This window comes from Candidatus Methylomirabilota bacterium, assembly GCA_035709005.1.
Classification (GTDB): domain Bacteria; phylum Methylomirabilota; class Methylomirabilia; order Rokubacteriales; family CSP1-6; genus 40CM-4-69-5.
Window position 1 is genome coordinate 52,524 of the sequence record DASTFB010000041.1, and the last position, 22,377, is coordinate 74,900.

14 protein-coding genes and 1 pseudogene are annotated in these 22,377 nt (G+C 70.9%); 7 read left to right on the forward strand and 8 right to left on the reverse strand.

The features are described 5' to 3' along the window. Complete coding sequence (locus tag VFR64_06405; GenBank protein ID HET9489367.1) at positions 1–1,650, reverse strand: M28 family peptidase; 1,650 nt, start codon at positions 1,648–1,650, stop codon at positions 1–3. A gap of 38 nt (positions 1,651–1,688) precedes the next feature. Further along, positions 1,689–2,387, reverse strand: coding sequence for a PIG-L deacetylase family protein (locus VFR64_06410; protein ID HET9489368.1), 699 nt, complete (start codon positions 2,385–2,387; stop codon positions 1,689–1,691). A gap of 56 nt (positions 2,388–2,443) precedes the next feature. Between VFR64_06410 and VFR64_06415 the strand changes: the two genes are divergently transcribed. The 7 genes and pseudogenes from VFR64_06415 (at position 2,444) to VFR64_06445 (ending at position 16,717) form a co-directional block, all read left to right on the forward strand. Continuing rightward, positions 2,444–4,084, forward strand: a complete 1,641-nt coding sequence (locus VFR64_06415; protein HET9489369.1) for a hypothetical protein — start codon at positions 2,444–2,446, stop codon at positions 4,082–4,084. A gap of 46 nt (positions 4,085–4,130) precedes the next feature. Continuing rightward, positions 4,131–7,022, forward strand: coding sequence for an excinuclease ABC subunit UvrA (gene uvrA / locus VFR64_06420; GenBank protein HET9489370.1), 2,892 nt, complete (start codon positions 4,131–4,133; stop codon positions 7,020–7,022). 17 nt (positions 7,023–7,039) lie between these two features. Further along, positions 7,040–8,467, forward strand: coding sequence for a pyruvate kinase (pyk, locus tag VFR64_06425; GenBank protein HET9489371.1), 1,428 nt, complete (start codon positions 7,040–7,042; stop codon positions 8,465–8,467). Continuing rightward, on the forward strand, positions 8,410–15,057 hold the full coding sequence (locus VFR64_06430; GenBank protein HET9489372.1) for a GAF domain-containing protein: 6,648 nt from the start codon (positions 8,410–8,412) through the stop codon (positions 15,055–15,057). Before pyk ends, VFR64_06430 begins: the two co-directional genes overlap by 58 nt. Continuing rightward, on the forward strand, positions 15,057–15,845 hold the full coding sequence (locus tag VFR64_06435; protein HET9489373.1) for an enoyl-CoA hydratase-related protein: 789 nt from the start codon (positions 15,057–15,059) through the stop codon (positions 15,843–15,845). Before VFR64_06430 ends, VFR64_06435 begins: the two co-directional genes overlap by 1 nt. 176 nt (positions 15,846–16,021) lie before the next feature. Then, positions 16,022–16,141, forward strand: a pseudogene (locus VFR64_06440) (glutaredoxin domain-containing protein). Between the two features lie 9 nt (positions 16,142–16,150). Then, positions 16,151–16,717 (forward strand): DinB family protein, encoded by a 567-nt coding sequence (locus VFR64_06445; GenBank protein ID HET9489374.1) that lies wholly within the window; start codon positions 16,151–16,153, stop codon positions 16,715–16,717. A 15-nt stretch (positions 16,718–16,732) separates the two neighbouring features. Here VFR64_06445 and VFR64_06450 read toward each other — a convergent pair whose 3' ends face one another. The 6 genes from VFR64_06450 to VFR64_06475 form a co-directional block, all read right to left on the reverse strand. After that, a complete protein-coding gene (locus VFR64_06450; protein ID HET9489375.1) occupies positions 16,733–17,674 on the reverse strand; it encodes a hypothetical protein in 942 nt (313 codons plus the stop codon). Positions 17,675–17,722: 48 nt separating this feature from the next. Next, positions 17,723–18,367, reverse strand: a complete 645-nt coding sequence (locus VFR64_06455; GenBank protein HET9489376.1) for an SUMF1/EgtB/PvdO family nonheme iron enzyme — start codon at positions 18,365–18,367, stop codon at positions 17,723–17,725. A 43-nt stretch (positions 18,368–18,410) separates the two neighbouring features. Next, positions 18,411–18,968: a hypothetical protein gene (locus VFR64_06460; protein ID HET9489377.1), complete on the reverse strand. Its 558-nt coding sequence runs from the start codon at positions 18,966–18,968 to the stop codon at positions 18,411–18,413. A 405-nt stretch (positions 18,969–19,373) separates the two neighbouring features. Further along, positions 19,374–20,210: a polysaccharide deacetylase family protein gene (locus VFR64_06465; protein ID HET9489378.1), complete on the reverse strand. Its 837-nt coding sequence runs from the start codon at positions 20,208–20,210 to the stop codon at positions 19,374–19,376. 92 nt (positions 20,211–20,302) lie between these two features. Next, positions 20,303–21,454: a hypothetical protein gene (locus VFR64_06470; GenBank protein ID HET9489379.1), complete on the reverse strand. Its 1,152-nt coding sequence runs from the start codon at positions 21,452–21,454 to the stop codon at positions 20,303–20,305. Between the two features lie 74 nt (positions 21,455–21,528). Further along, positions 21,529–22,377, reverse strand: an 849-nt coding sequence (locus VFR64_06475) for a glycosyltransferase (GenBank protein HET9489380.1), incomplete at its 5' end; no start/stop codon positions are given.

Genomic DNA, 22,377 nt, shown 5'->3' on the forward strand with positions numbered 1-22,377 from the left:
TCATGGCCGGGCGTCGAGGGTCTCGCTGCCGACCCGGGGCTGGCCATCCCTCAGGTACACCACGGTGAAACGGTCGCCCGGACGCCGGCGGCGCACGGCCTGCTGGAAGTCGGGGAAGCCGGCGATGGGGACGTCGTCGAAGCGCACGATCACGTCGCCTTCGGCGAGACCGGCCCGGGCCGCCGCGCTGGCCGGCACCACGGCGCCCACCGGGACCCCGTCGCCCTGCGCACGGCCGTCGAACATGATGCCGAAGAAGGCGGTGCCCGAGGCGCCGGCGCCGGAACGGGCCGGCCCCGAGAGCTGCACGTAGCGGGGCCGCGGGCCCGCAGCCAGCTCGGAGACCAGGCGCGAGGCCGCCCGCGCGATGCGGGCGAGACCGGCCGTCTCGATCTTATCCGGCGTGTCGGTCGGACGGTGGTAGTCCGCGTGGCGGCCCGTGAAGAAGAAGAGCACCGGCGCGCCGGCGGCGTAGAAGCGCTGGTGATCGGAGGGCGCCCAGGGTGAGCCCTCGGCGACCACCTCCAGTCCTTCCCCCCGCAGGGCGGCCTGCACGAGCCCGCGCAGGGTGCTGCCGCTGTCGACGCCGCCCACGTGCAGCCGGTCATCGCGCAGCCGTCCCACCATGTCGAAGTTCAGCATGGCTGCCGTGCGCGGCAGCGGCACGGTCGGCCGCCCGACGTAGTGTCGCGACCCGAGCAATCCCAGCTCCTCGCCGCCGAAGAAGGCGAACACCAGGGTCCGGGACGCGCCGCCCGCGGCGGCGAAGGCGCGGGCCAACCCCAGCACGAGGGCCGTGCCCGAGGCATTATCGTCAGCTCCCGGGTGGACCGCCCCGTCGACCTCTCCCAGATGGTCGTAGTGCGCGCCGATCACGATCGCCTCGGCGGCGAGCTCGGGATGGCGACCGGGCAGCAAGCCGATCACGTTCGCCGCGCGCTGCTCCCGGCGGATCAGCGAGACCGCCAGCCGTAGCCTCGCCGGGTCACGGGCCCGTAGAGCCTCGGCCATGGCCGGCGTCACGCTCGCCGACGGGATGTCGACCCGGGTCCCCGTCGCCGCCAGCGAGGGCAGCGGCTCTTCCACGACGAGAACGCCCACCGCCCCGCGGGCCCGCGCCGAGAGCAGCTTGTCGAGCCGGGACGACGGCAGCCCGTCGGGGCTGCCTCCCCGGACGACCACGAGACGACCCCGGACGTCGAGACCGCCGTAATCGTCGCGTCCGGGAGCGACCACGCCGTGACCGGCGAACACGACCTCCGCGGTCAGCTCGGTGTCGGGCGCCCCGCCGTGGGGCGCCCAGTCGCGGCCGACCACGAAGGGCGGGCCGCCGTCGGCCTGGAGCAGATTCGTCCCCGGGCCAGCGAGCCCGGTTCCCGTCGTCAGCACGAACGACTGGAGAAACGTTCCGGCGTCGCCGGCGGGCCGCAGCCCCAGACCGGCCAGCGCGGCGGCCAGATAGCGGGCGGCCCGCTCACCATCCTCGGTCCCGGAGCGCCGTCCCCGCATCTCGGGTCCGGCCAGCGCGTGGACCTGCGCTCCCAGCCACTCGGCCGTCGGCGCCGACGGCGCGTCGGCGGCCTGCGTCAGGACGGCGGGAAGGAGGAGGATCAGAGCGCCCAGGACACGCATACGCCGGGGACGGCTCACGGTGTCGATTGTACCCCGGCAGCAGCCGGGCGTGGCCCTCAGCGAGGGATCACGATGCGATCAAACGTCTCTGCGTAGGCGTACCCGCGGGGCTTGCCCAGCTCCGCGCCACGCTCGCGCACTCGCGCCTCGACGGAGCCGAAGTCGGGCAGCTGGCTCTGGTGGCAGGCCAGCGCCTTGATTTTTAGATCCATGGTCTCGGAGATATCCACGACGAGCTGCGGGTTCTCCCACTGCATGACGTGGACCTCGCGGACCTTGTGCGGCTCGTATTCCGGCATGAGCTCGGGGAAGGACATGTGATCACGAGCCAGCGGGTACACGCAGTCCAGGACGACCCCGGCGGTAATGCGATGGTCACGGTGCGAGGCGTAGAGGTTCATCGTCCGGTGCGGATTCTGGGTGATCACCAGACCCGGCCGCCACTTGCGGATCTGACGGGTCACGTCCAGGCGGAGCTGGCGCGTGTCCTCCACCTCGCCGTCCTCGTAGCCCAGGAGCTCCACGCGCTCGACGCCCAGGACGCGGGCGGCCTGGCGCTGCTCGGCCTCCCGGATGCGGGCCAGGCGCTCCGGGGTCATGGTCCGGTCGCTGCTGCCCTTGTCGCCATTGGTGACGATGACGTAGGTCACCTCACGCCCCTGCTTCACCAGCCTGGCGATGGTGCCGCCGGCGCCGAACTCGGCGTCGTCGGGGTGGGCGGTGATCACCATCACACGCTCGATCTTGTCGGCCATGCACGATCCTCCTCGGTCCTGCCCAGCATACCGTCTTATAATCCACGCCGGTATTCATGGCCGACAGGCGACACGCCGGCATCCTGGCCGTGCTCCTTCTCCTGGCCGGTGGCCTTGCGCTGGCCACGCCGGTCGGTCCCGGCAGCGCCCGGCTCTTCGGCGTCAGCTTGCTCTGGTGGTACTGCGCGGCGGTGGCGCCGCTGCTGAGCCTGCTCGTCGCCTTCGTGACGCTGCCGACGCCGCCGGCGCGCCTCGCCGCCTCGCTGAGTCCCGTGCTGGTGGCCACGCTCGTGGCTCGCGTCTTCGCCGGAGCGCCGGAAGCCCCGCTCCTGATCCTCGCTGCCGCGACGGCGCCGCTCCTGGGCAGTCTGGTCGGGCCGCTGCCGGGCCGACGTGACGGCTTCGCCGCCGTGGCCGGGCTGGCCAGCTCGGGTCTTCTCGTCTGGGCTGGCTTGTCGCTCGCAGGTGATCTGGCCCTGGCCTTGGGTCGAGAGCGCTGGCACGGCGTCGGCCTGGCGGCGGCTGTTGCCCTGGTGGGCAGCCTGCGATGTGTGGGCCGCCTCCAGGCCGGGTTGCTCGCCGCGGGCCTCGTGATCCTCGCCGCCCCCGTCCTGCTGCTGTCAGCCAGGGGGGTAGCCCCCTGGCACGCCTGGGCGGCGGTGGCGTCGCGGCCGGCGCTGCTCTTCGGCGAGAACGCGGCCGCGGCCAACGAGGGCCTCGTGCTGCGCGTCGCCACGGCCGTCGATTTCGACGAAGCGCACCGGGTGACGGCGTTGAGCCCGGCCGTCTACCGGGTCGTCGAGCGAGACGGCGATGTGCCGGCTGTTCGAGAGTGGCGGCTCAAGCCCGGCGATGCGCTCATGCTGCGGCCGGGCGACCGCCTGGAGCTCGCCGCCGGCGTTCGCGTCCGCTTCGAGGCCGGTAAGCGCATTCCGGGGGCCGCCGTGTCAGGGGTCGCATGGGCCGATCCCATCGACCGTGACCACGCGGTCACGTTCGACGTCGCCGCGGCCGCCCTCACGCTGGCCGCCGGCACCGCCGCGCTGTCGGCGGGCCGACGGGCCGGCCGGAGCACGCGCGGGTCGGGGTGGGCGCGGGCGGCGGCGCTGGCGCTGCCGGTGGTGTCGGCCCTGCTGGCGGCATGTTGGGGCGTGTACGCGGCCCACGCCGCGCCCGAGCTGGGGCTGGGCGCACCGTCCGTCGCCGCGCTCGCCGGCCTGCCCGCCGGCTTGCCCGGCGCGCTCCTGCCCGCGGTCGCCGTCGTAGCCGTCCTGGCAGCCCTGGCGGCGCTGTTCGCTGCCAACGTGAGCGCGCTGGGCGGGCGCGTGGTCTACCGGGCCCGCGGTCGGAACAGGTCGCGGCTGCCCCTGGTCTGGACGGCGATGATCCTGTTCGCGGCCGGCTTCGCCTTGCCGGCGTTCGACGCCTGGCGCGCGCTCACCTGGGGCTGGGGACTCGCCGCCGCGACCCTGGTGACGCCGGTACTCGCCACCGAGCGGGCGACGGTGCACCGGGCCGCGGCCGTCGTGGGGGCGCTCGTCTTCGCGAGCCTCGCGATCGGCGGGCGAGCCCTGGCACCGTGGGCGCCGGTCGTCGCCGACTATCCGGCCCTCGTCGCGCTGCCGGCCGCCTGGGCGCTGGCCGCCGCGCTGGGCCGACGGCTGCCGGCCCGCCGCGTGGTGAGGGCGTCGCGCTGACCTCCGCAGTTGCTACGGCGGGGCCGGACTGACAGAATAGGCTGGCATGGCCAGCGACCGCATCGTCATTCGCGGCGCCCGCGAGCACAATCTCAAGAACATCGATCTCGAAATCCCTCGCGACCAGCTCGTGGTCGTCACCGGGCTGAGCGGCTCCGGCAAGTCCACGCTGGCCTTCGACACCATCTACGCCGAGGGCCAGCGGCGCTACGTGGAATCACTCTCGGCATATGCGCGGCAGTTCCTCGAGCAGATGGAGAAGCCGGAGGTCGACTCCATCGAGGGCCTGTCCCCGGCCATCTCCATCGAGCAGAAGACCACCTCGCGCAACCCGCGGTCCACGGTGGGGACGGTCACCGAGATCTACGATTACCTGAGAGTGCTGTTCGCCCGCATCGGCGTCCCGCACTGCCCGCAGTGCGGCCGCGTCATCTCCGCGCAGACCGTCCAGCAGATGGTCGACCGGGTCCTGGCCATGCCCGCGGGGACGCGTCTGCTCGTCCTGGCCCCGGTCGTGCGGGGCCGCAAGGGCGAGTACAAGAAGCTCTTCTTCGATCTGCGCCGGCAAGGCTTCACGCGCGTGCGCGTCAACGGCCAGGTGCGCGGGCTCGACGAGGAGATTGACCTGGACAAGAAGCGCAAGCACACGATCGAGGTGATCGTCGACCGCCTCGTCGTGCGGGACACCCTCGGCTCCCGCCTGGCCGACTCCCTGGAAACCGCCCTCCGCCTCGCCGACGGAGTAGTAATAATCGAGCCTGTTGAAACTCCAACCGGTGTCGCATCTCACGCAAACGGGGAGGGTTTGAGAGGGGGCGTCTCGCCCCCTCCCAAGCTAAAGTCAGCCTCGGGAGCTACCGCCGGGTTCGCCCCCCTCGTGTTCTCCGAACGGCTGGCCTGCGCCGAGTGCGGCGTGTCCCTGCCCGAAGTGTCGCCGCGGATGTTCTCGTTCAACAGCCCCTTCGGGGCCTGCGACAAGTGCGCCGGGCTGGGAACCCGGTGGGAGATCGATCCCGACCGGCTGGTGCCCGACCCGAAACGCTCGCTCCGGCAGGGCGCGCTGGCGCCGTGGGCGAACCGGGAGTCGCCGCACTTCAAGCAGACGCTCCAGGTGCTGGCCAGGCGGTATCACTTTTCCCTGGACACGCCCTGGCAGGCGCTCAAGCGCGGAGTTCGGGACGTCATCCTCCACGGCGATCGGGATACGGGGTTCGAGGGTGTGGTGGCGATGCTGGAGCGCCGGTACCGCGAGACCGACGCCGACGACGCCCGTCAGGACATCGCCGTGTTCATGGCCGAGCGCTCGTGCCCGGGGTGCAACGGCAGCCGCCTGCGGCGGGAGTCGCTCGGCATCAAGATCGCGGGACGGTCCATCGCCGACGTGGTCCGGCTCACCATCAAGGCGGCCGCCGCCTTCTTCGCCGGGCTGTCCCTCACGCCGCGCGAGGCCCTCATCGGCCGCCGGGTGCTGAAGGAGATCCGCGAGCGCCTCGGCTTCCTCCAGGATGTCGGCCTCGACTACCTCACGCTGGACCGGTCGGCGGGCACACTGGCCGGCGGGGAAGGCCAGCGGATCCGTCTGGCCACCCAGATCGGCTCCAGCCTGGTGGGCGTGCTCTACATCCTCGACGAGCCCTCGATCGGGCTGCACCAGCGCGACAACCGGCGGCTGCTCGACACCCTCAAGCGCCTGCGCGATCTGGGCAACACGGTGCTGGTGGTCGAGCACGACGAGGAGACGATCCGCTCCGCCGACTACGTGATTGATCTCGGGCCGGGGGCCGGCGAGCACGGCGGCCACGTGGTCGCTGCCGGCACGCCGGACGAGATCGTGGCCAACCCGGGCTCGCTCACCGGCCGGTATCTGTCGGGGGCGCTGCAGATCGCCGTGCCCGCCCAGCGCCGCAAGGGCAGCGGGGCCTTCCTGACCATCCACAACCCGCGCGAGCACAATCTCAAGGGCGGAGCCATGCGGATCCCGCTCGGCACCTTCACCTGCGTGACCGGGGTATCGGGTTCGGGCAAATCCACGCTGGTCAACGACATCCTCTACCGGGCGCTGGCCCAGATGCTCCACCGGGCCCAGGAGCGGCCGGGCGCCCACGACCGGATCGAGGGGGCCCAGCACCTCGACAAGGTGGTCGACATCGACCAGTCACCCATCGGGCGGACGCCGCGCTCGAACCCGGCCACGTACACCGGGGTCTTCACGTTCATCCGAGCGCTCTTCGCCCGCACGCCCGAGGCCCGCATGCGGGGCTACGCCCCCGGCCGCTTCTCGTTCAACGTCAAAGGCGGCCGCTGCGAGGCCTGTCAGGGCGACGGCCTGGTCAAGATCGAGATGCACTTCCTGCCCGACGTCTACGTGACGTGCGACGTGTGCAAGGGCCGGCGCTACAACCGCGAGACGCTGGACGTCCGCTACAAGGGCCGATCGGTGGCGGACGTGCTCGACATGACCGTCCGGGAGGCCCTGGAGTTCTTCGAGCCGGTGCCCGTGATCCGCGCCAAGCTCGTGACCCTGAACGACGTGGGCCTGGACTACATCCGGCTGGGCCAGTCGGCCACCACGCTCTCCGGCGGCGAGGCTCAGCGGGTCAAGCTGGCCACCGAGCTCAGCCGCCGGGCGACGGGCCGCACGCTGTACATCCTGGACGAGCCGACCACCGGCCTGCACTTCGCCGACATCGAGAAGCTCCTGGACGTGCTCAACCGCCTGGTCGACCAGGGCAACACCGTGGTGATCATCGAGCACAACCTGGACGTCATCAAGACCGCCGACTGGATCATCGACCTGGGCCCCGAAGGTGGCGAGGACGGCGGCTGGCTGGTGGCCACCGGCACCCCGGAGGCCGTCGCCGGAGGCTCCGACCGCTCGCACACCGGCCAGTTCCTGAAGAAAGTCCTTCGAGCAGAGGCCTCGCCGGCGCAATCCTAGGGAGGAGGCGCGAAGGCGTGCGTCGAACCAAGATCGTGTGCACCATCGGGCCGGCTTGCTCCAGCTTCGAGCAGCTGGAAAAGCTGGTCGCCGCCGGCATGGACGTGGCCCGCCTCAATTTCTCTCACGGCACCCACGCCGAGCACGCCGAGGTCATCAGGCAGATCAGGGCCGGCGAGGAGCGCTGGGGCCGGCCGACGGCGATCTTGCAGGATCTGCAGGGCCCCAAGATCCGCCTCGGGACGTTCGGCCCGGCGGGCGGCGGCCGGGTGGATCTGGAGACCGGGCAGCTGTTCACGCTCGCCATGAAGCCGGTGGTGGGAACGGCGGAGCAGGCCTCCGTCTTTCCATCCGCGTACCTGACCCAGGTGCGTCCCGGCGACGAGATCCTCCTGGACGACGGCTCCATCCAGCTGCGCGTGGAGGCGGTGACGCCCGACGGGGTGCGTTGCCGGGTGGTGGCGGGCGGCCGTCTCAGCGACCACAAGGGCTTGTCGCTGCCTCACGTGCCGCTGCCCGCCTCCTGCCTGACCGACAAGGACAAGGAGGATCTGCGCTTCGGCATCCGCCACGGCATCGACTTCGTGGCCGTCTCGTTCGTGCGCTCGGCCGCCGACATCAGCGAGGTCCGCAAGTTCCTCCACGATCACGGCGCCGACGTCCCCATCGTGGCCAAGCTCGAGCGCCAGGAGGTCATCGCCAACCTGCCCGGTATCCTGACCATGGTGGACGCGGTGATGGTGGCGCGCGGCGACCTCGGGCTGGACGTGCCGCTGGAAGAGGTGCCGCACATCCAGAAGGAGGTCATCCGGCAAGCGCGGGCGGCCAAGGTGCCCGTCATCGTGGCCACCCAGATGCTGGAGTCGATGGTGACCCACCTCCGACCGACCCGGGCCGAGGTCTCCGACGTGTCGACGGCCATCTTCGACGGGGCCGACGCCATCATGCTCTCGGCGGAGACGGCGACGGGGCGCTATCCGATCGAGGCCACGCAGGTGATGGCCCGCATCGCCGAGCGCGCCGAGCTGGCCGCGCTCCGGATGGCGGCGCCGCGGGCGCACCGCGAGGGGGTGGGCTTCCCCGAGGCGATCTCCGACGCGGCGGCGATGGCCGCCCACGTCCTGGGCGCGCGGGCGATCGTGGCGTTCACCCAGTCGGGCTTCTCGGCGCGCCTGATCTCCCAGGAACGGCCACGCGTTCCCATCATCGCGCTGACCCCCTTCGTGGAGGTGCAACGGCGGCTGGCCCTGTCCTGGGGGGTGTCGTCGCGGCTCATCCGCAAGGTCGAGACCACGGACGAGATGATCGAGGAGGTGGAGGCCACGCTTCTCGGCGACGGCTCCGTCCGCGTCAACGACGTCATCGTGATCATCTCCGGATCGCCGATGTGGGTCACGGGGACGACCAACCTCCTCAAGCTGCACCGGATCGGCGAACGACGCTGATCCCGGCCACCCGGCCGCACGTCGCCCGGCTGAGCCTCGTCCTGGCCGCCCTGGCTGCGCTGTGGGGCGCCGGGGGCGTGATCCTCCATCGTCAGCTCGAAGCGCGCCAGGCCACGCGGACGCGCGACGCCGTCGCCGTGGCCCAGCGGGTGGTGGAGGACGTCCAGCAGAGCCTGCTGCGGGAGGCGCGCCTGCTGGCGCGCGAGCCCGCGGTCGTCGCGGGCGCCGCCCGGGGCGACTGGGGGATGCTGGCCCGCGAGGCGTCCCCGCGCCTCATCTCGCTGAGCGTCGAGGGCATCGCCGAGCTTCTGATGCTCATCGACGGCAACGGCGCCACGCTGGTCCAGGTCCCGACGGCTCCGCGCGTGGTCGCGGCGGGACTGGGCGCGCCCACGGCGCCGACCGTCCGGGCGCGGGTGCTCGCGGGCCAGGCCTATCTGCTGGCCACGGCGCCCATCCTCGGCCTGGACGGCGCGCCGGTGGGGACCGCCGCCGTCGGTCGCAACCTCGCCCGCGTGGAGCGGGCCTTCGCGGGCGCTCCGGCGACGGCCGTGCTGGTTGCCGTGGACGGCGACCGCGTCATCGCCGCGTCGCGCACCGACGTGCCGACCCAGGGCTGGCAGTCGGTGATCCGCACCGGTCGCGTGAGCCTGGCGGGCGCGACGTGGAGCCTCTGGCCCCTGGCCGGCAACGCCGGCGTCTGGGCCCTGGTCTCGGGCGCCGAGGATGCTCGCGAGCTGAGGTGGCTGTGGGGTGCGCTGGTCGTCTCCTTCCTGGCGGCCAGCGCCGCGCTGGTCGGCGGCCTCTCGCTGCGCCGCCCGCCGCCGGTGCTCGGCCTGAGGGCGCTGGTTCCGCTCCTGGACACCACCCGCAGGCTGGTGCTCCGGCCCGGCGAGCCGAGTGCCGAGATCTTCGCCGCCGTAGCCCGAAGCGCGGCCGCGCTGCCGGGCGCCCGGGTCGCCCGCGTGTGGATCCACGATCCGGCCCGGCAGGAGCTGCGGACAGTGGCGACCTGCGGCGTGGCGCCGGCCGCCGAGCGGATGCTCGCCGACCTCGACACGGTGCCCTGCGGTCACGGCGTCATCGGCTACGTGTTCGAGTCGGCCGCCCCCCTCAACATCGCCGATGTGCAGCAGGATCCGCGCTGGCTCAACCGGGGATTCGCCCGGGCGGCTGGGCTGCGCGGGTACGCCGGCATCCCGATCGTCGCCGCCGAGCGGGCGGTCGGCGTCCTGGCCATCCTGTTCGGCGGGCCGCGCCGACTGACGCCCGAGGAAATCGAGCTCATGCGGCGGCTGGCCGACCAGGCGGCCCTGGCCGTTACCAGCGCTCAGCGGGTCGGCGACGAGGAGGTCCGGCGCGCGCAGCTCGGCGCGCTGCTCGACATCAACCGGAAGATCGGCGCGGCTCAATCCACGGACGCGCTGCTACACGCCATCGCCGAGGAGGCCGCCCGGCTGCTCGACGTCGACAACGCCGGCTTCAGGTTGGTGGAGGGCGGCGACCTCGTGGTGGCCGGCCTGGCCGGCGCCGCGGGTGAGACGATGCTGCGGCCCCGCATCAAGATCGGGGAGAGCTTGAGCGGCCGCGTCGTGGAGGAGGCGCGGTCGCTCACCTCCAGCCTGGCCGAGGCGCCCGACCTGCTGCCGGACCACCGCGCGGCGGACGAGCGGCTCGGATACACGCACTGGCTCGGTGTCCCCGTCATGGCCGGCCAGCGCGCGATCGGCGTGTTCGCGTTCCGGGCCCGGCGTCCGTTCACGGCCCAGGACCAGGAGCTGGCCGAGGCCTTCGCCGCTCAGGCCGCGGTGGTCCTGGGGCAGACGCGTCTGTACCGGGAGGCGCAACGGCAGGCCGAGCGCATGCGCGCCCTGGCCGACGTGGAGCGGCTGCTCTCGGAGACGCTGGATCCCGACGTCGTGGCCCAGCGGATCGCCGACAGCGTGCGCACGATGCTGGGGGCGCTGGCATCGGCGGTGTACCGGCTCGAGCCGGAGACCGGCCACCTGGTCGCCATCGCCGATGCCGGCGACAGCGACACCGGGGTCCGGGCCGAGACGACGCTCCCGCGCGGCGAGGGCGTGGCCGGGCTCGCGGTACGCGAGCGGCGGACCGTGGCCAGCCCCGACCTCTTGACCGACCCGGCCATCACGCTGACGAGCGACCTGCGCGCCCGCGTCGAGCGCGCCGCGTATCGATCAGTGCTGGCCGTGCCGCTTCGCGTGCACGACCGCGTGATCGGTGCGCTGGGAGTGACGGACCGGCCCGGGCGGATCTTCGGTTCCGAGGACGTGTACCTGGCCGAGGCCTTCGGCGCCCAGGCCGCGCTGGCCCTGGAGAACGCCCGGCTCTACTCGCTGGAGGCGGCCCGCCGGGCGCAGATCGAGACGCTGGCCAGGATCGAGCGTGAGTTCGCCGCCGAGCTGAACCTCGACCGGCTGCTCGGCCTGGTCATCGATCGGGCCACCCGTCTGTTCGCCGCCGAGGGCGTGATCCACCTGGCCAACGACCAGGGGGTCCTGGAACCCTGCGCGTGGAGCGACCGCGCCCGCTTCGACCGGCCTGCGGTCCTGGGCCACGGCGTGACCGGCGCCTGCGCGGCCGAGCGACGGGGCCTGCTGCTCAACGACTATCCGACCTCGCCCTACGCGCTGCCGGACTACGTCGCCCTCGGCTTCACGCGGTTCCTGGCCCACCCGCTGACCCTCGGCGAGCGGTGCCTGGGCGTCATCACGCTGTCCCGCACCGGGCCGGGGCCGCCAACTTTCACGGCCGACGACCTCGCGGTGCTGGAGAGCCTGGCGACCCAGGCGGCCATCGCCATCGACAACGCGCGCCTGCACGAAGAGCTGGAGGCGCGCACCAGGCGGTTGCGCATGCTGGCCACCGTGAATCGCATCGTCTCGTCCTCGCTGGACACCGGCGAGGTGCTGCGCACCATCGCCTGCGCGGCGGCCGAGCTGATGGGCGGGACCCTGGTGGCCTTCTGGATCGCCGACGAGAGCACGCGCACGCTCTGGATCGGCGCCTTCTCGGACGAGGAGGTCGGCGCCGATTTCCCGATCGCCAGCCACGCGTTCGGCGAAGGGGCGGCCGGCTGGGTCGCCGAGCATCGGCGTCCGCTGGACGTTGCCGACGTGCGCGGCGACCCGCGGTTCCTGGCCCGGGAATGGGGCGCCCGCCACGGCATCGTCAGCTTCTTCGGGATCCCCCTCCTGGTGCAAGACTCGCTGCTCGGCGTGCTGACCCTGAACGGGCAGGCCCCGTTTCACTTCACGCCGGACGAAGAGAATCTGCTGGAGAGCTTCGCCGCCCAGGCCGCCGTCGCGCTCCAGCACGCGCGAGTATTCGGCGACACCACGCGCCGCCTGGACGAGACGCGCGCGCTCCTGGAGGTCGTCGAGATCCTCAACTCCACGCTCGATCCCCACCAGCTCCTCAAGCGCGTGGCCATCAAGATCGCCCAGGTCTGCCAGGTCGATCGGTGCACGATCGAGCGCGGCGACGCCCGGCGTCTCGTTCCGCTCACCTCCCAGTTCGCCGACGGGCACGCAGAGCGCGCCATGTGGGAGGCCTTCGTGCGGGGCGCGCCCTACGCCGCCGCCGATGTCCCGGCCCGGGCGCGCGCCCTGGAGACGCGCCGGCCCGTCGTCGTGGAGGACGCCACCAACCAGACCGAGCACCTTCCGCGCGAATGGGTGGAGACGTTCCGACAGCGGTCCTGTCTCTTCGTGCCGCTGATCAATCAGGACCAGGTCATCGGCTTGCTGACTCTCGACTACTGCGAGCGCCCCGTGCCCTTCCAGCGCCCGCAGGTGGCGCTGGCCGCCGCCATCGCCGGGCAGCTGGCCCTGGCGCTGGAGAGCACGCGCCTCTACGCGGAAGCGCAGGAGCGCCTCCGCGAGACGACGACGCTGCTGGCGGTGGGGCAGGTGCTCTCCCAGGCTACCGGCCTGGAGGAGACCATGCGGCGGTTGTGCCGCGAGGTCGGGCGCGCCTTCGGAGCCGATACGGTCGGCGCGTACGTTCTCGACGAGACAGGCGAGCGGCTACACGCCGTCGCCGGCTATCACGTGCCGGAAGAGCTGCGAGCCTGGCTGATGGCCAATCCCATCACGGTGGGGCGGCAACCCCGGCTGCGCGAGGACTGGCAGGCCGGGCGGGCGGTGTGGAGCTTCGACACCCACCGCGACGACCGGTTCGACCGGGACTGGGTGATGCAGCTGCCTCCGCACGCGGTGATGTTCGCCCCGACCCGCGTGCGGGGTAAGAGCATGGGCGCGCTGCTGCTGGTGTGGTGGACCACCGGTCGGCAGTTCCCCCCGGCCGACGTGCGGCTGCTCGAGGGCGTGGCGGCGCAGGTGGGACTGGCCCTGGAGAACGCCGAGCTGGCACGGCAGCGTGAAGTGCGGCTCAAGGAGACGGTGACGCTGCTGGAGGTGAGCCGGACGCTCTCGTCCACCCTGGAACTCGACATGCTGCTCCGACATTTCATGCGACAGATCAGTCAGGCCACCGGCGCCGACGTCGTGGGGGTATGGATGCTGGACGAGGACGGCGAGCACCTCGTTCCCACCGCCGGCTTTCACGTGCCCCCGGAGTGGCGGCCCGCCGCCCGCACGCTCCGGATTTCCCTGGTCGAGCATTCCTTCTACGCAGAGGCGGTCCGGACGCGGCGAGCCGTGTTCGCCGCCGAGGCGGCCGGCGACGCGCGGATTCCGCGCACGCTGCTCCAGGCGGCCCCGCACCGGAGCCAGCTGTTCGTGCCGATCCTGGCCAAGGAGCGGCTGGTCGCCGCCTTCATGGCCGTGTGGCGCGAGCGCCCGCGTGAGTTCTCCGCCGGCGAGCTGGCGTTGATGGAGGCGATCGCCAGCCAGGCCGGCGTCGGGTTCGAGAACGCGCGGCTGTTCGAGCAGAACCGGCGGCAAGTGGAGGAGCTGTCCGTGCTGCACGAGCTGGCCCGGGCGGTGACCGGCCAGCTCGACCGCCAGGCCCTGCTGGAGGCGCTTCGCCTGCAGCTGCCCCGCGTCCTGGCGGTCGACCAGATTCTCGTCATCCTGGTCGAGCACAAGTCGGGCGAGGTGGATACCGCGTTGCGGGTCGAGGACGGTCGGGTCGTGCCGGGAACCGGGCAGCGTGACCTCCATGCCGCCGGGCTGGCCGCCGTCGTCCTGGACACGGGACAGCCGTTGCGCACGGACGACTACGCGGCGGAATGCGCGCGGCGGGGCCTGCGTTCCGCGGACGGTGGCGCGCCGTCACGCTGGCTCGGCGTCCCCCTCCTGGCCGGTCAGAGCGTGCTCGGCGTCCTCACGCTGAGCCGCCGCGAGCGTCGATTCACGGATGCCGAGGTGCGGCTGGCCGATAGCATCGCCGACCTGGCCGCCCTGGCGCTGCGCAGCGCTCGCCTGTTCGAGGAGCGTTCACGCGCCTACAGCGAGCTGGCCGCCGCGCAGGACCACCTGGTGCGGACCGAGAAGCTCCGCGCGCTCGGGGAGATGGCCTCGGGCGTGGCCCACGACTTCAACAACATGCTGGCCGCCATTCTCGGTCGCACCCAGCTCCTGCTGCGCCGCATCGAGGATCCGAAGGTGCGCCAGTGGCTGCAAGTCATCGAACGTTCCGCTCTGGACGGGGCCCAGACCGTGCGGCGGCTCCAGGAACTGGCGCGGGTGCGTCGCGACCAGCCGCTGGTGCCCGTCGACCTCAACCAGGTGGTACGGGACGCCGTGGAGATGACCCAGTCCCGGTGGCACGAGGACTGCCTGCGCCGCGGTATCGTCATCGACGTGCGGACCCGCCTGGGCGAGATCTCGCTCGTCGCCGGCGATCCCGCCGAGCTGCGGGAGGCCATGACCAATCTCATCCTCAACGCCGTCGACGCCATGCCGGCCGGCGGCGTGCTGACGTTCACCTCGGAGCTCGTGGACGGTGAGGTCAGGGTGACGGTGAGCGACAGCGGGGTCGGCATCCCCGAGGCGATCCGCGACAGCATCTTCGATCCGTTCTTCACCACCAAGGGGCCCCAGGGGACGGGGCTGGGCCTCTCGATGACCTATGGCATCCTGTCCCGACACCGGGCCCGCATCACCGTCGAGAGCCAGGAGGGCCAGGGATCGACGTTTCGGCTCCGCTTCCCGGCCCTGGCCAGCTGGTCGCCGACCCAGACCGCAGCCCCGGAGGCCCCGGCCGAGCCTCGGCCCCTCCGCTGTCTCGTCGTGGACGACGAGGAATCGGTGGGAGCGGTCATCGGCGACGTCCTGGCCTCGCTCGGCCACGACGTGATGGTGCTCACCGACGGCGCGGCGGCCATCGAGCGCCTGGGCGACCAGCGCTTCGACGCCGTGTTCACCGATCTGGCCATGCCCGGCGTGTCGGGCTGGCAGGTGGCGCGCGCCGTCAAGGACAAGATGCCGGACGTGCCGGTCTTCATGGTGACGGGCTTCGGCGTGGAGCTGACGCCCGAAGAGCAGCGGGCCAACGGCGTCACCGCGGTCCTGGCCAAGCCGTTGAACATCGACGACCTCGTGAACGCGCTGGCGCAGGTGGCGCGCCCGCGCGGCGAGCATGAACCACTGGAGGAGCGCTGATGGGATACCAACACCTGACGCTCGAGCGTCGCGACCAGGTGGCGACGCTGACGCTGAATCGCCCCGACGCCTACAATGCGTTCAATCTGGCCTTCGGTCACGAGATCTTCCAGGCCGTGCTGGAGGCGGATGACGACGCCCAGGTGCGCTGCCTGCTCATCACCGGCGCCGGCAAGGCGTTCTGCGCCGGCGGGGACGTGCGGGAGTTCGTGGACAACCTGCCCCGGATCGGCGCGCACACCAAGGAGCTGACGACCTACCTGCACGGCGCCGTCTCCCGGCTGTGCCGCAGCGACAAGCCCGTCGTCGTCGCCGTCAACGGCGTCGCCGCCGGCGGCGGGCTGTCCCTGGTGCTGGCCGGCGACCTGGTCCTGGCGGGCGAGTCCGCGCGGTTCACCATGGCCTACTCGAAGATCGCGGCCACGCCCGACGGTTCGTCCACCTACTTTCTGCCGCGCCTGGTCGGCCTGCGCCGGGCCATGGAGCTCTACTTCACCAATCGCGTCCTCTCCGCGCCCGAGGCGCTGAACTGGGGCCTGGTGACCCGCGTCGTCCCCGACGCCGAGCTCAAGCCCGCGGCCGAGGCGCTGGCCCGCGAGCTGGCCCAGGGACCGACCCGAGCGTTCGGCGCCGCCAAGCGTCTCTTCCATCAGGCGACGTCGGAGAGCCTGGAGACCCAGATGGAGCTGGAAGCCCAGGCCATCGCCGCCAGCGGCCGCACCGAGGACTTTCGCGAAGGCGTCACCGCGTTCGCCAACAAGAAGACGCCGACCTTCCGCGGCCGGTAGCCGGCGCGACTTGACGCGTCGTCGGGCATTGGCAATAGTGTCCCAGCCGCGCCGATTGAGCGAGCGACGATCCCGCCGGCGCTCCTGCGTCAGGCGGATGAGGTGATCGAATGACGAACACGACGACGAAGCCGCGACTGTTCCACCGCCCGGGCTGATCGTCCTGCGCCAAGACGCGAGAGCTCCTCGCGTCCTGGGGGGTCGAGTTCGACTCCATCGACGTGCAGGCCGACCCGGCGGCGAAGGAAGAACTGCAGAAGCTCGGGGTGCCGCGCGTGCCCGCGGTGACCGTCGGCGATCGGGTGGTGCACGGCTGGAACCCCGAGGGGTATGCCGAGCTGCTCGGTGTCGCCTACGCACGGTCCACGAAGTTCCCGCCGGCCGAGCTGGCCCGGCGCCTGGACCGCATTTTAGAATCCGCCGAGCGGCTGGTGCGCGCCTTCCCCGACAGCGCGCTCGGCGTCACGCCGCCGGAGCGCAAGCGGACGATCCGCGACCTCGGCTACCACGTCTTCCGCGTCGGGTTGACCTTCGTCGACGCGATGGAGCGGGGCGAGCTTCCCGAAGGCTGGTTCGAGGAGCCGGCGCCGCCCGAGATGCAGGAAGCGGTCGCCGTCGCCAGCTACGGGTCACTGGTGCGGGGTCGCCTCCAGGGCTGGTTCGAAGGTGTGGCCGACGACGAGTTCGCGCGCGTCATCGCCGTCTACTACGGCCCCCAGTCGGGCTACGACCTGCTCGAGCGGACGACGTGGCATGCCGGCCAGCATCTGCGGCAGCTCTATGAGCTGGCCGGGAGGTTGGGCGTCACCCCGCCGTCGCCGCTGCCCGTCGAAGAGCTCCGGGGGCTGCCCCTGCCCGACGCGGTCTGGTAGCGAGGTCGGGAGCGGCTAATCGTCCTCCCAGGCGGTGGCCATCCGCCGGGCGAGGGCCCGGTGGCCCTTGAAGAAGTAGGCGAGCATGGAAACGGCCGCCAGCAGGTTTCCGGCGAGGATCGTCCAGCCCGCCACCTCGTCGAGCACCCAGCGCGCCGCCATTGCCACCGCGCCGAAGAAGCCCACCTCGAAGGCCGTGAACCCGATCACCAGCGCGAACACCAGCATCGGGTCCCGCTCGGCTCCGGCGATCAGCACCGCGGCGATGATCCCGAACACCACGAAGGCCACGCCGTGGACGAGCGTGTAGAGCAGGACGGCCGGCAGCCCCGGTGAGGCCTTGAGGAACGCCACCGCGAGCACCTGCGGCGTACGGAAGGGCTCGCCCTGGATCGTGTCGATGACCAGGAACCAGATGGCGACCGCGGCGGCGCCGATGAGCCCGGCCACGACGCCTTCGCGCAGCGTACCCGCCCACGAGCCCACGAGGAGGCGGGGCAGGGTCCGGTGGCGTAGCAGGAAGTACCAGAGCATGGCCACGGCAGCCAGGAAGTTGGCGACGAGGATGCCCCACCACGACAGCGCGTCCGTCACCGCCCGGCCCAGCACCCCGACGACGCCCAGGAAGAAGGTCTCGAAGCAGGCGAAGAGAATCACGACGGCGATGATGAGGGTCGGCTCCCGCTCGGTGGCGGCGATGACGCTGGCCGCGACGACACCGAACGCGACGAACGCCAGGCCGTGGATCAGGGTGTAGCCGATGACGGGGCCGAGGGCGACCTCCAGCCCGATGGGGCTGTCGATGCCATGGAAGAGCGCCGCGCCGAGCAGCGCCGGCGTGAGGAGCGGCTTGCCACGAGCGAGGTCGAACGCCAGGAACCACCCGGCGACGACCGCCGCCCCGATGAGCCCGCCGACGACGCCTTCCCGGAGGATCGGGGCACCGCCCGCCCTCATGGCGGAATTGTAGCCGATCTGTCGATCCGGCGGCTCTCCCGGCGGCCGTCAGCGAACGTCGCGCGCCAGCCGGAGACCGTAGTCCGAGTAGCGCAGCCCGGGCGGCAGCGACGAGCGGTGGGCCACGGGGCTCCAGGGATCGGCGTGACGCCACGCCCCGCCGCGGCTGACCCGGCGTGTGCCGGCGCCGGGCCCCCGTGGATTCCGTTCCGGGCAGCGGCCGTAATAGCCCTCGTCGTACCAGTCCGCGCACCATTCGTGACACACGCCGGAGAGGTCGGTGAGACCGAAGGGGTTGGCCGGCGTCGACCCGACCTCGGGCAGGCCGTCGATCCTCAGGGTCGGTGGGGTGTCGCCCCAGGGGTAGCGCGCCTGAGCCACGCCGCCACGCGCGGCCTTCTCCCACTCGGCCTCGGTCGGTAACCGGGCCCCGGCCCAGGCGGCGTAGGCGACGGCTTCATCCCAGCTCAGCCCGACGACCGGCTGGCGAGGCCGGCTGAACTCTGGCCGGCCCCAGAACGCCGGCGGCGGCGCGCCGGTCGCGGCCAGGTAGGCCGCATATTCGGCGTTGGTCACCGGCGTCGTCGCAATGGCGTACTCGTCCACCCAGACCCGGTGCACGGGCCGCTCGTTGGGGTGGCCGTGCGGCCATCCCATCAGGTAGAAGCTGGCCGGGATTCGCACGAACTCCATGCCCTTCCTGCATGTCGCCGGCGCCGGTAGAGCGACAGGCCTCCTACTCCAGCCGAGTGCGGCTGATGGTCGTTCGACGAGTCAAGGACGCCGAGCCGAAGCCCTCGCTCTCGGGAATGCGGCCCGTGTCGAACGGGACAGAGCCGGCGACCCCCTCGACGGCCGCGCTCAACTGCTGCTCCCGCTCGCTCAACCGTGACCAGGTGAAGCCATTCTCGGTCTTCTCTCGGACGAACCTGGTGGACGACGAGAGAGACGCGAAATCGTCGGTTGCGCCCCAGGCAACCGAGATCTCGTGGTAGTTCAGCGTCGCCCGGAGACCCAGCGGGTCCATGGCGAAGTGCGCGCTCTCGATCTGAACGAAGGGTTGCGGAAACACCGGGATCGGGACGCCGAGCTCATCTTCGGCGGAGAAGAACAGGGTCGTCTCCACGTTTCCGTCCGAGAAGGTGGATCGGGTCACCTGCACGGTGGCGCAGACCCCGGACCGGCATTGCGTGGCGTACGCGTCCTCGGTCACGACCCGGAACGGCCGCTCCGCCGTCGCCGGAGCGGCAAGAGCGAGAACGACGAGCACCGAGAGCGTGAGGCCTCTCCCCATTGCAGGTATCCTCCCTTACGACAGGCCTGAGCTTGGTAAGAGCTTCAAAATCCGGCAACCCGTGCCCTCTTGGATGGGACACAGTAACGGCTCGTCATCACAGAATCGCCAGAAAAAACGTGGGCGCGGCCGTGTCTTCAGCAGAGGCCTGGCGATGGAGTCTGGAATGTAAGGCGAGCGCCGCGGGTCATCTCGAACTTGCGGTAAAGAACAACGCGGATCACGCGACTCCGCTGGTCCCCAATCCAGTGAACGTCGGCTGGGATTATCTCTTGTGGGCCGACGCCAGCCGCGCGGGCAAGCCGGGCGTGTGTGACCGCGGGACGCTCGGCGTCCAGGGCGAGGGCTTAAACCTTGGTGTGTTCGGAACGGCGTTGGGACCGGCGTCCGCTGGGACGCGGCACGTCAGCGGCAGAGGGTGGCCAGTTCGGGTGGTGGATCTGACAGTCCGGGCGTCGGCACCCCCCTGACCTTGGCGATGCGCACCAGGAGCGTCGCCTCACCGATTCCCGGGTCGATCCGGTAGACGGGATCTTGCAGGGCCGCCCGGAGCGTGATGAATCGCGTCCCGGCAGCTTGGTAGGCGGCGAGAACCTCGTGGAGCATGAGCGCGTCGAAAGCGCCGATGTGCAAGCTGAGAATGTGCTTGATTGGCCGCCCGAACAGACGGGTCGAAAGCTCGACAGATGCTGCCAGGTGAGACGTGGCCGCCTTCACGAACGAGGCCCCGAGTCGGGCGATAGCCGCCGTGTCATGCCGCAGGCGGCAACGGGCATAGGCGTCGTTCCATGCCCAGTCCTGAAAGTCGACCGTGACCGGGGCCACCGTGTAGCCACGCCCTGCCAACCATTGCCGGACGGCGGTCCGCTTTTTCACGGTGTCACCGTCGTGCAGATAGGGATGCCGGAAGTACTTTACGGTCCCGGGTGGGCGCTGGCGGGCCAGGACCTGCTCGTTCCGCTCGATGTCGGCGAGGTACCGTGCCGCGCTTACACGCGTGAGATCGAGGTGTGAGAACGTGTGGTTCCCAAGGAGAAAGCCTGCCTGGCGCCAGACCGTCAAAATCTTCTCGAGCTCGGGGTCGGCTTCGAGCGGAGCCCCGTTCGTGAAACCGTAGACCTCGGGCACGGCGTACCGCCTGAGCGTCTGAGTCATCTGGAGCGCGATGCCGAGCCGGGTTACTGCAGATGGCGAGGGGCCGTGTGCCGGAAGATCATCCACCGTTACCGCCAGCTCCGTCACCGTCGTGACGGCACCGAAAGCCTCGGGCTCGGTATGGAGCATTGCCGCGACCGTCAGCAGCGAAGCGATTCGACAGAGACGAGCCCGTTCCGTCACCGCGCGATGCCGAGATCGGCGACCAGTCGAGCGGCGATGATGCGGTTCGCCTTGGCGGAGTTGTGATAGTCGAGCTCTGAGAGTCGATACTGCGAATCGCGCGTGTCGAACAGGGCGGTATAGTCCAGGTAGAAGACCCCTTCGCGCGCCAGCGCGTCGCCGAGCGCCCGTATCACCCGAAGCTGAGCAGCATTGTATGTCTGCCCGAGCACGACGACGAACCGACGCACCTGGAGCTGTCGGGACAGCAGGTCGCCCGCCTCCTTGAAGATCTTCGCGATCAGCCGGTAGTCGCCGGCCGTGTACCACAGTGGCAAGTCGACTCCGAAGTACGCCGCCAGGTGAGATCTGGTCCAGAAGAAATAGCCGAGTGTGGTGAACGGCCGTCGGTTGAGAAAGTCGCCGCGGGTCACCAGCTCCCCGTGATCGCCCTCTTCGTAGTAGGGAAAATGACGGCCCCAGCCCGTGCTGACTTTGGTCGATCCGATCACGCGTTCGACGTGAGCCGGGATGAGGAAGAAGACGGCGTCGCCGTCTCGCTCGACCACTTCCCGCCGGATGTGGCCGGAGCGCGCGAGCGCCAGGACCTGGGCTGGGCCGTACCCCGGGACTCCGTAGTTGTAGGGGCGGTGGCCGCGCGCATGCGAGCCGGCGTGATAGGGAATCGTTTCAGTCTGCGGTAACCCCTCGCCGAAGAGGTTCGAATCGCCGAAGAAGAGGAGGAACGACGTGCGTTCCTCGTGCGCGCCGGTGGGTGTCTCGCGCCGGCCTCGGTCGTCCGTGCGATAGAGGACATCGTAGATGGGCACATCGTCGACTGTTCGGCGGTGCCGGGCGACCGTGGCGGGAGCAAGAGCATATCCGAGGGAGGCATCGGGGATGAAAAACGTCGGCGCACCCATCGCGACGGGACCGCCGGCAATCGTCGGGCGCGACGGAGCGAAGATCCATGAGGCCCCCTCCCCGAGGACGAGCAACCCGACGAACACTGCGATGTTGATCCTCACGACGCGAGGCAGGGTCGCGGCCACGATGGACGCCATCGCCAACAAGGCCGGTACTGCGACGAGCGCGTTGAGTTGGACGGGGTTCTGAAGCAGGCTGTCGAGATCGACACGGACGGGGCCCCAGACGAGGGTTGCTGTCACCAGGCTGGCCGACGTGGCGGCTAGCGCCAGAAGGATGGCGCGCCCGACGCGCGAGCAGGCTGTGGCCAGAAGCCTCAAGCCGCCGCCGGTCTTGGGCCGCGACCCGTCCACGGGTTTCCGTTTCGGGGCGCCAGCGTCCCGCGACCCGTGATCCGATCTCGGGATCCTCGAGACCGCATCGGCGTGGGACCCACGAAGGCCAGAATGCCGTACAGCAGGAAGGCGATGTTCGTCATGGTGAGAAGCGCATGCACTGGACGGCCCTCGACGAAATCCCGCAGCAGCCCGACTCCCCACTGCGCCAGGATCCCGTACTGGGTGAGGAGGTAGATGCCGGGGACAGCCGTGCGGCCCTGCACCTTCGGGGTGCGTCCGAACGCTGCCTTCTTGCCGGTGACGAGCTGTTGCACCGAGCTGAGGACGCCGACGAGGTTCACCGGAATCAGAACAAGATTGAGCGCATACACCCTCAGGATATCGATGGCGCGGTAGCCGATGCGCCAGAGATCTCGGGCATAGAGGGCGTAGTATGGTAACGCCGTGAACGGTAGCCAGATGGTTCGCACGCCGTCCTCAAACGAGAATGCGAGGATGACCAGGAGACCCACGTTCACCGCCGACAGGGAGACGAGGTAGTGAGCCATCATTAAAAGCTGGAGCAGACGGCCTCCACCGGCCCCCTCGCGGACGAAATGGCCCACGAGTTTGGGGAAAATGATGAGGCCGCCGTTGGCCCAGCGGCGCCGCTGGATGAGCAGCGAGCCGAAGTCGGGGGGCGTGGCGCTGTAGGCCAGCCGCTCCGGGTGGTTGTGCAGCCGCCAGCCGCGCGCCACCAGGTCCACCGTGGACTCGGTGTCCTCGATGACGGTGCGGTCCTGGATGTAGCGCGTCACCGGGAAGCCGCGCTCGCGGTCCTGCTCGGC

Excerpts from the sequence above, each read along its gene's own strand:
- VFR64_06410 (HET9489368.1), bottom strand. The coding sequence starts at position 2,387 with ATGGCCGACAAGATCGAGCGTGTGATGGTGATCACCGCCCACCCCGAC.
- VFR64_06415 (HET9489369.1), top strand. The coding sequence starts at position 2,444 with ATGGCCGACAGGCGACACGCCGGCATCCTGGCCGTGCTCCTTCTCCTG.
- uvrA (HET9489370.1), top strand. The coding sequence starts at position 4,131 with ATGGCCAGCGACCGCATCGTCATTCGCGGCGCCCGCGAGCACAATCTC.
- VFR64_06435 (HET9489373.1), top strand. The coding sequence starts at position 15,057 with ATGGGATACCAACACCTGACGCTCGAGCGTCGCGACCAGGTGGCGACG.
- VFR64_06450 (HET9489375.1), bottom strand. The coding sequence starts at position 17,674 with ATGAGGGCGGGCGGTGCCCCGATCCTCCGGGAAGGCGTCGTCGGCGGG.
- VFR64_06455 (HET9489376.1), bottom strand. The coding sequence starts at position 18,367 with ATGGAGTTCGTGCGAATCCCGGCCAGCTTCTACCTGATGGGATGGCCG.
- VFR64_06460 (HET9489377.1), bottom strand. The coding sequence starts at position 18,968 with ATGGGGAGAGGCCTCACGCTCTCGGTGCTCGTCGTTCTCGCTCTTGCC.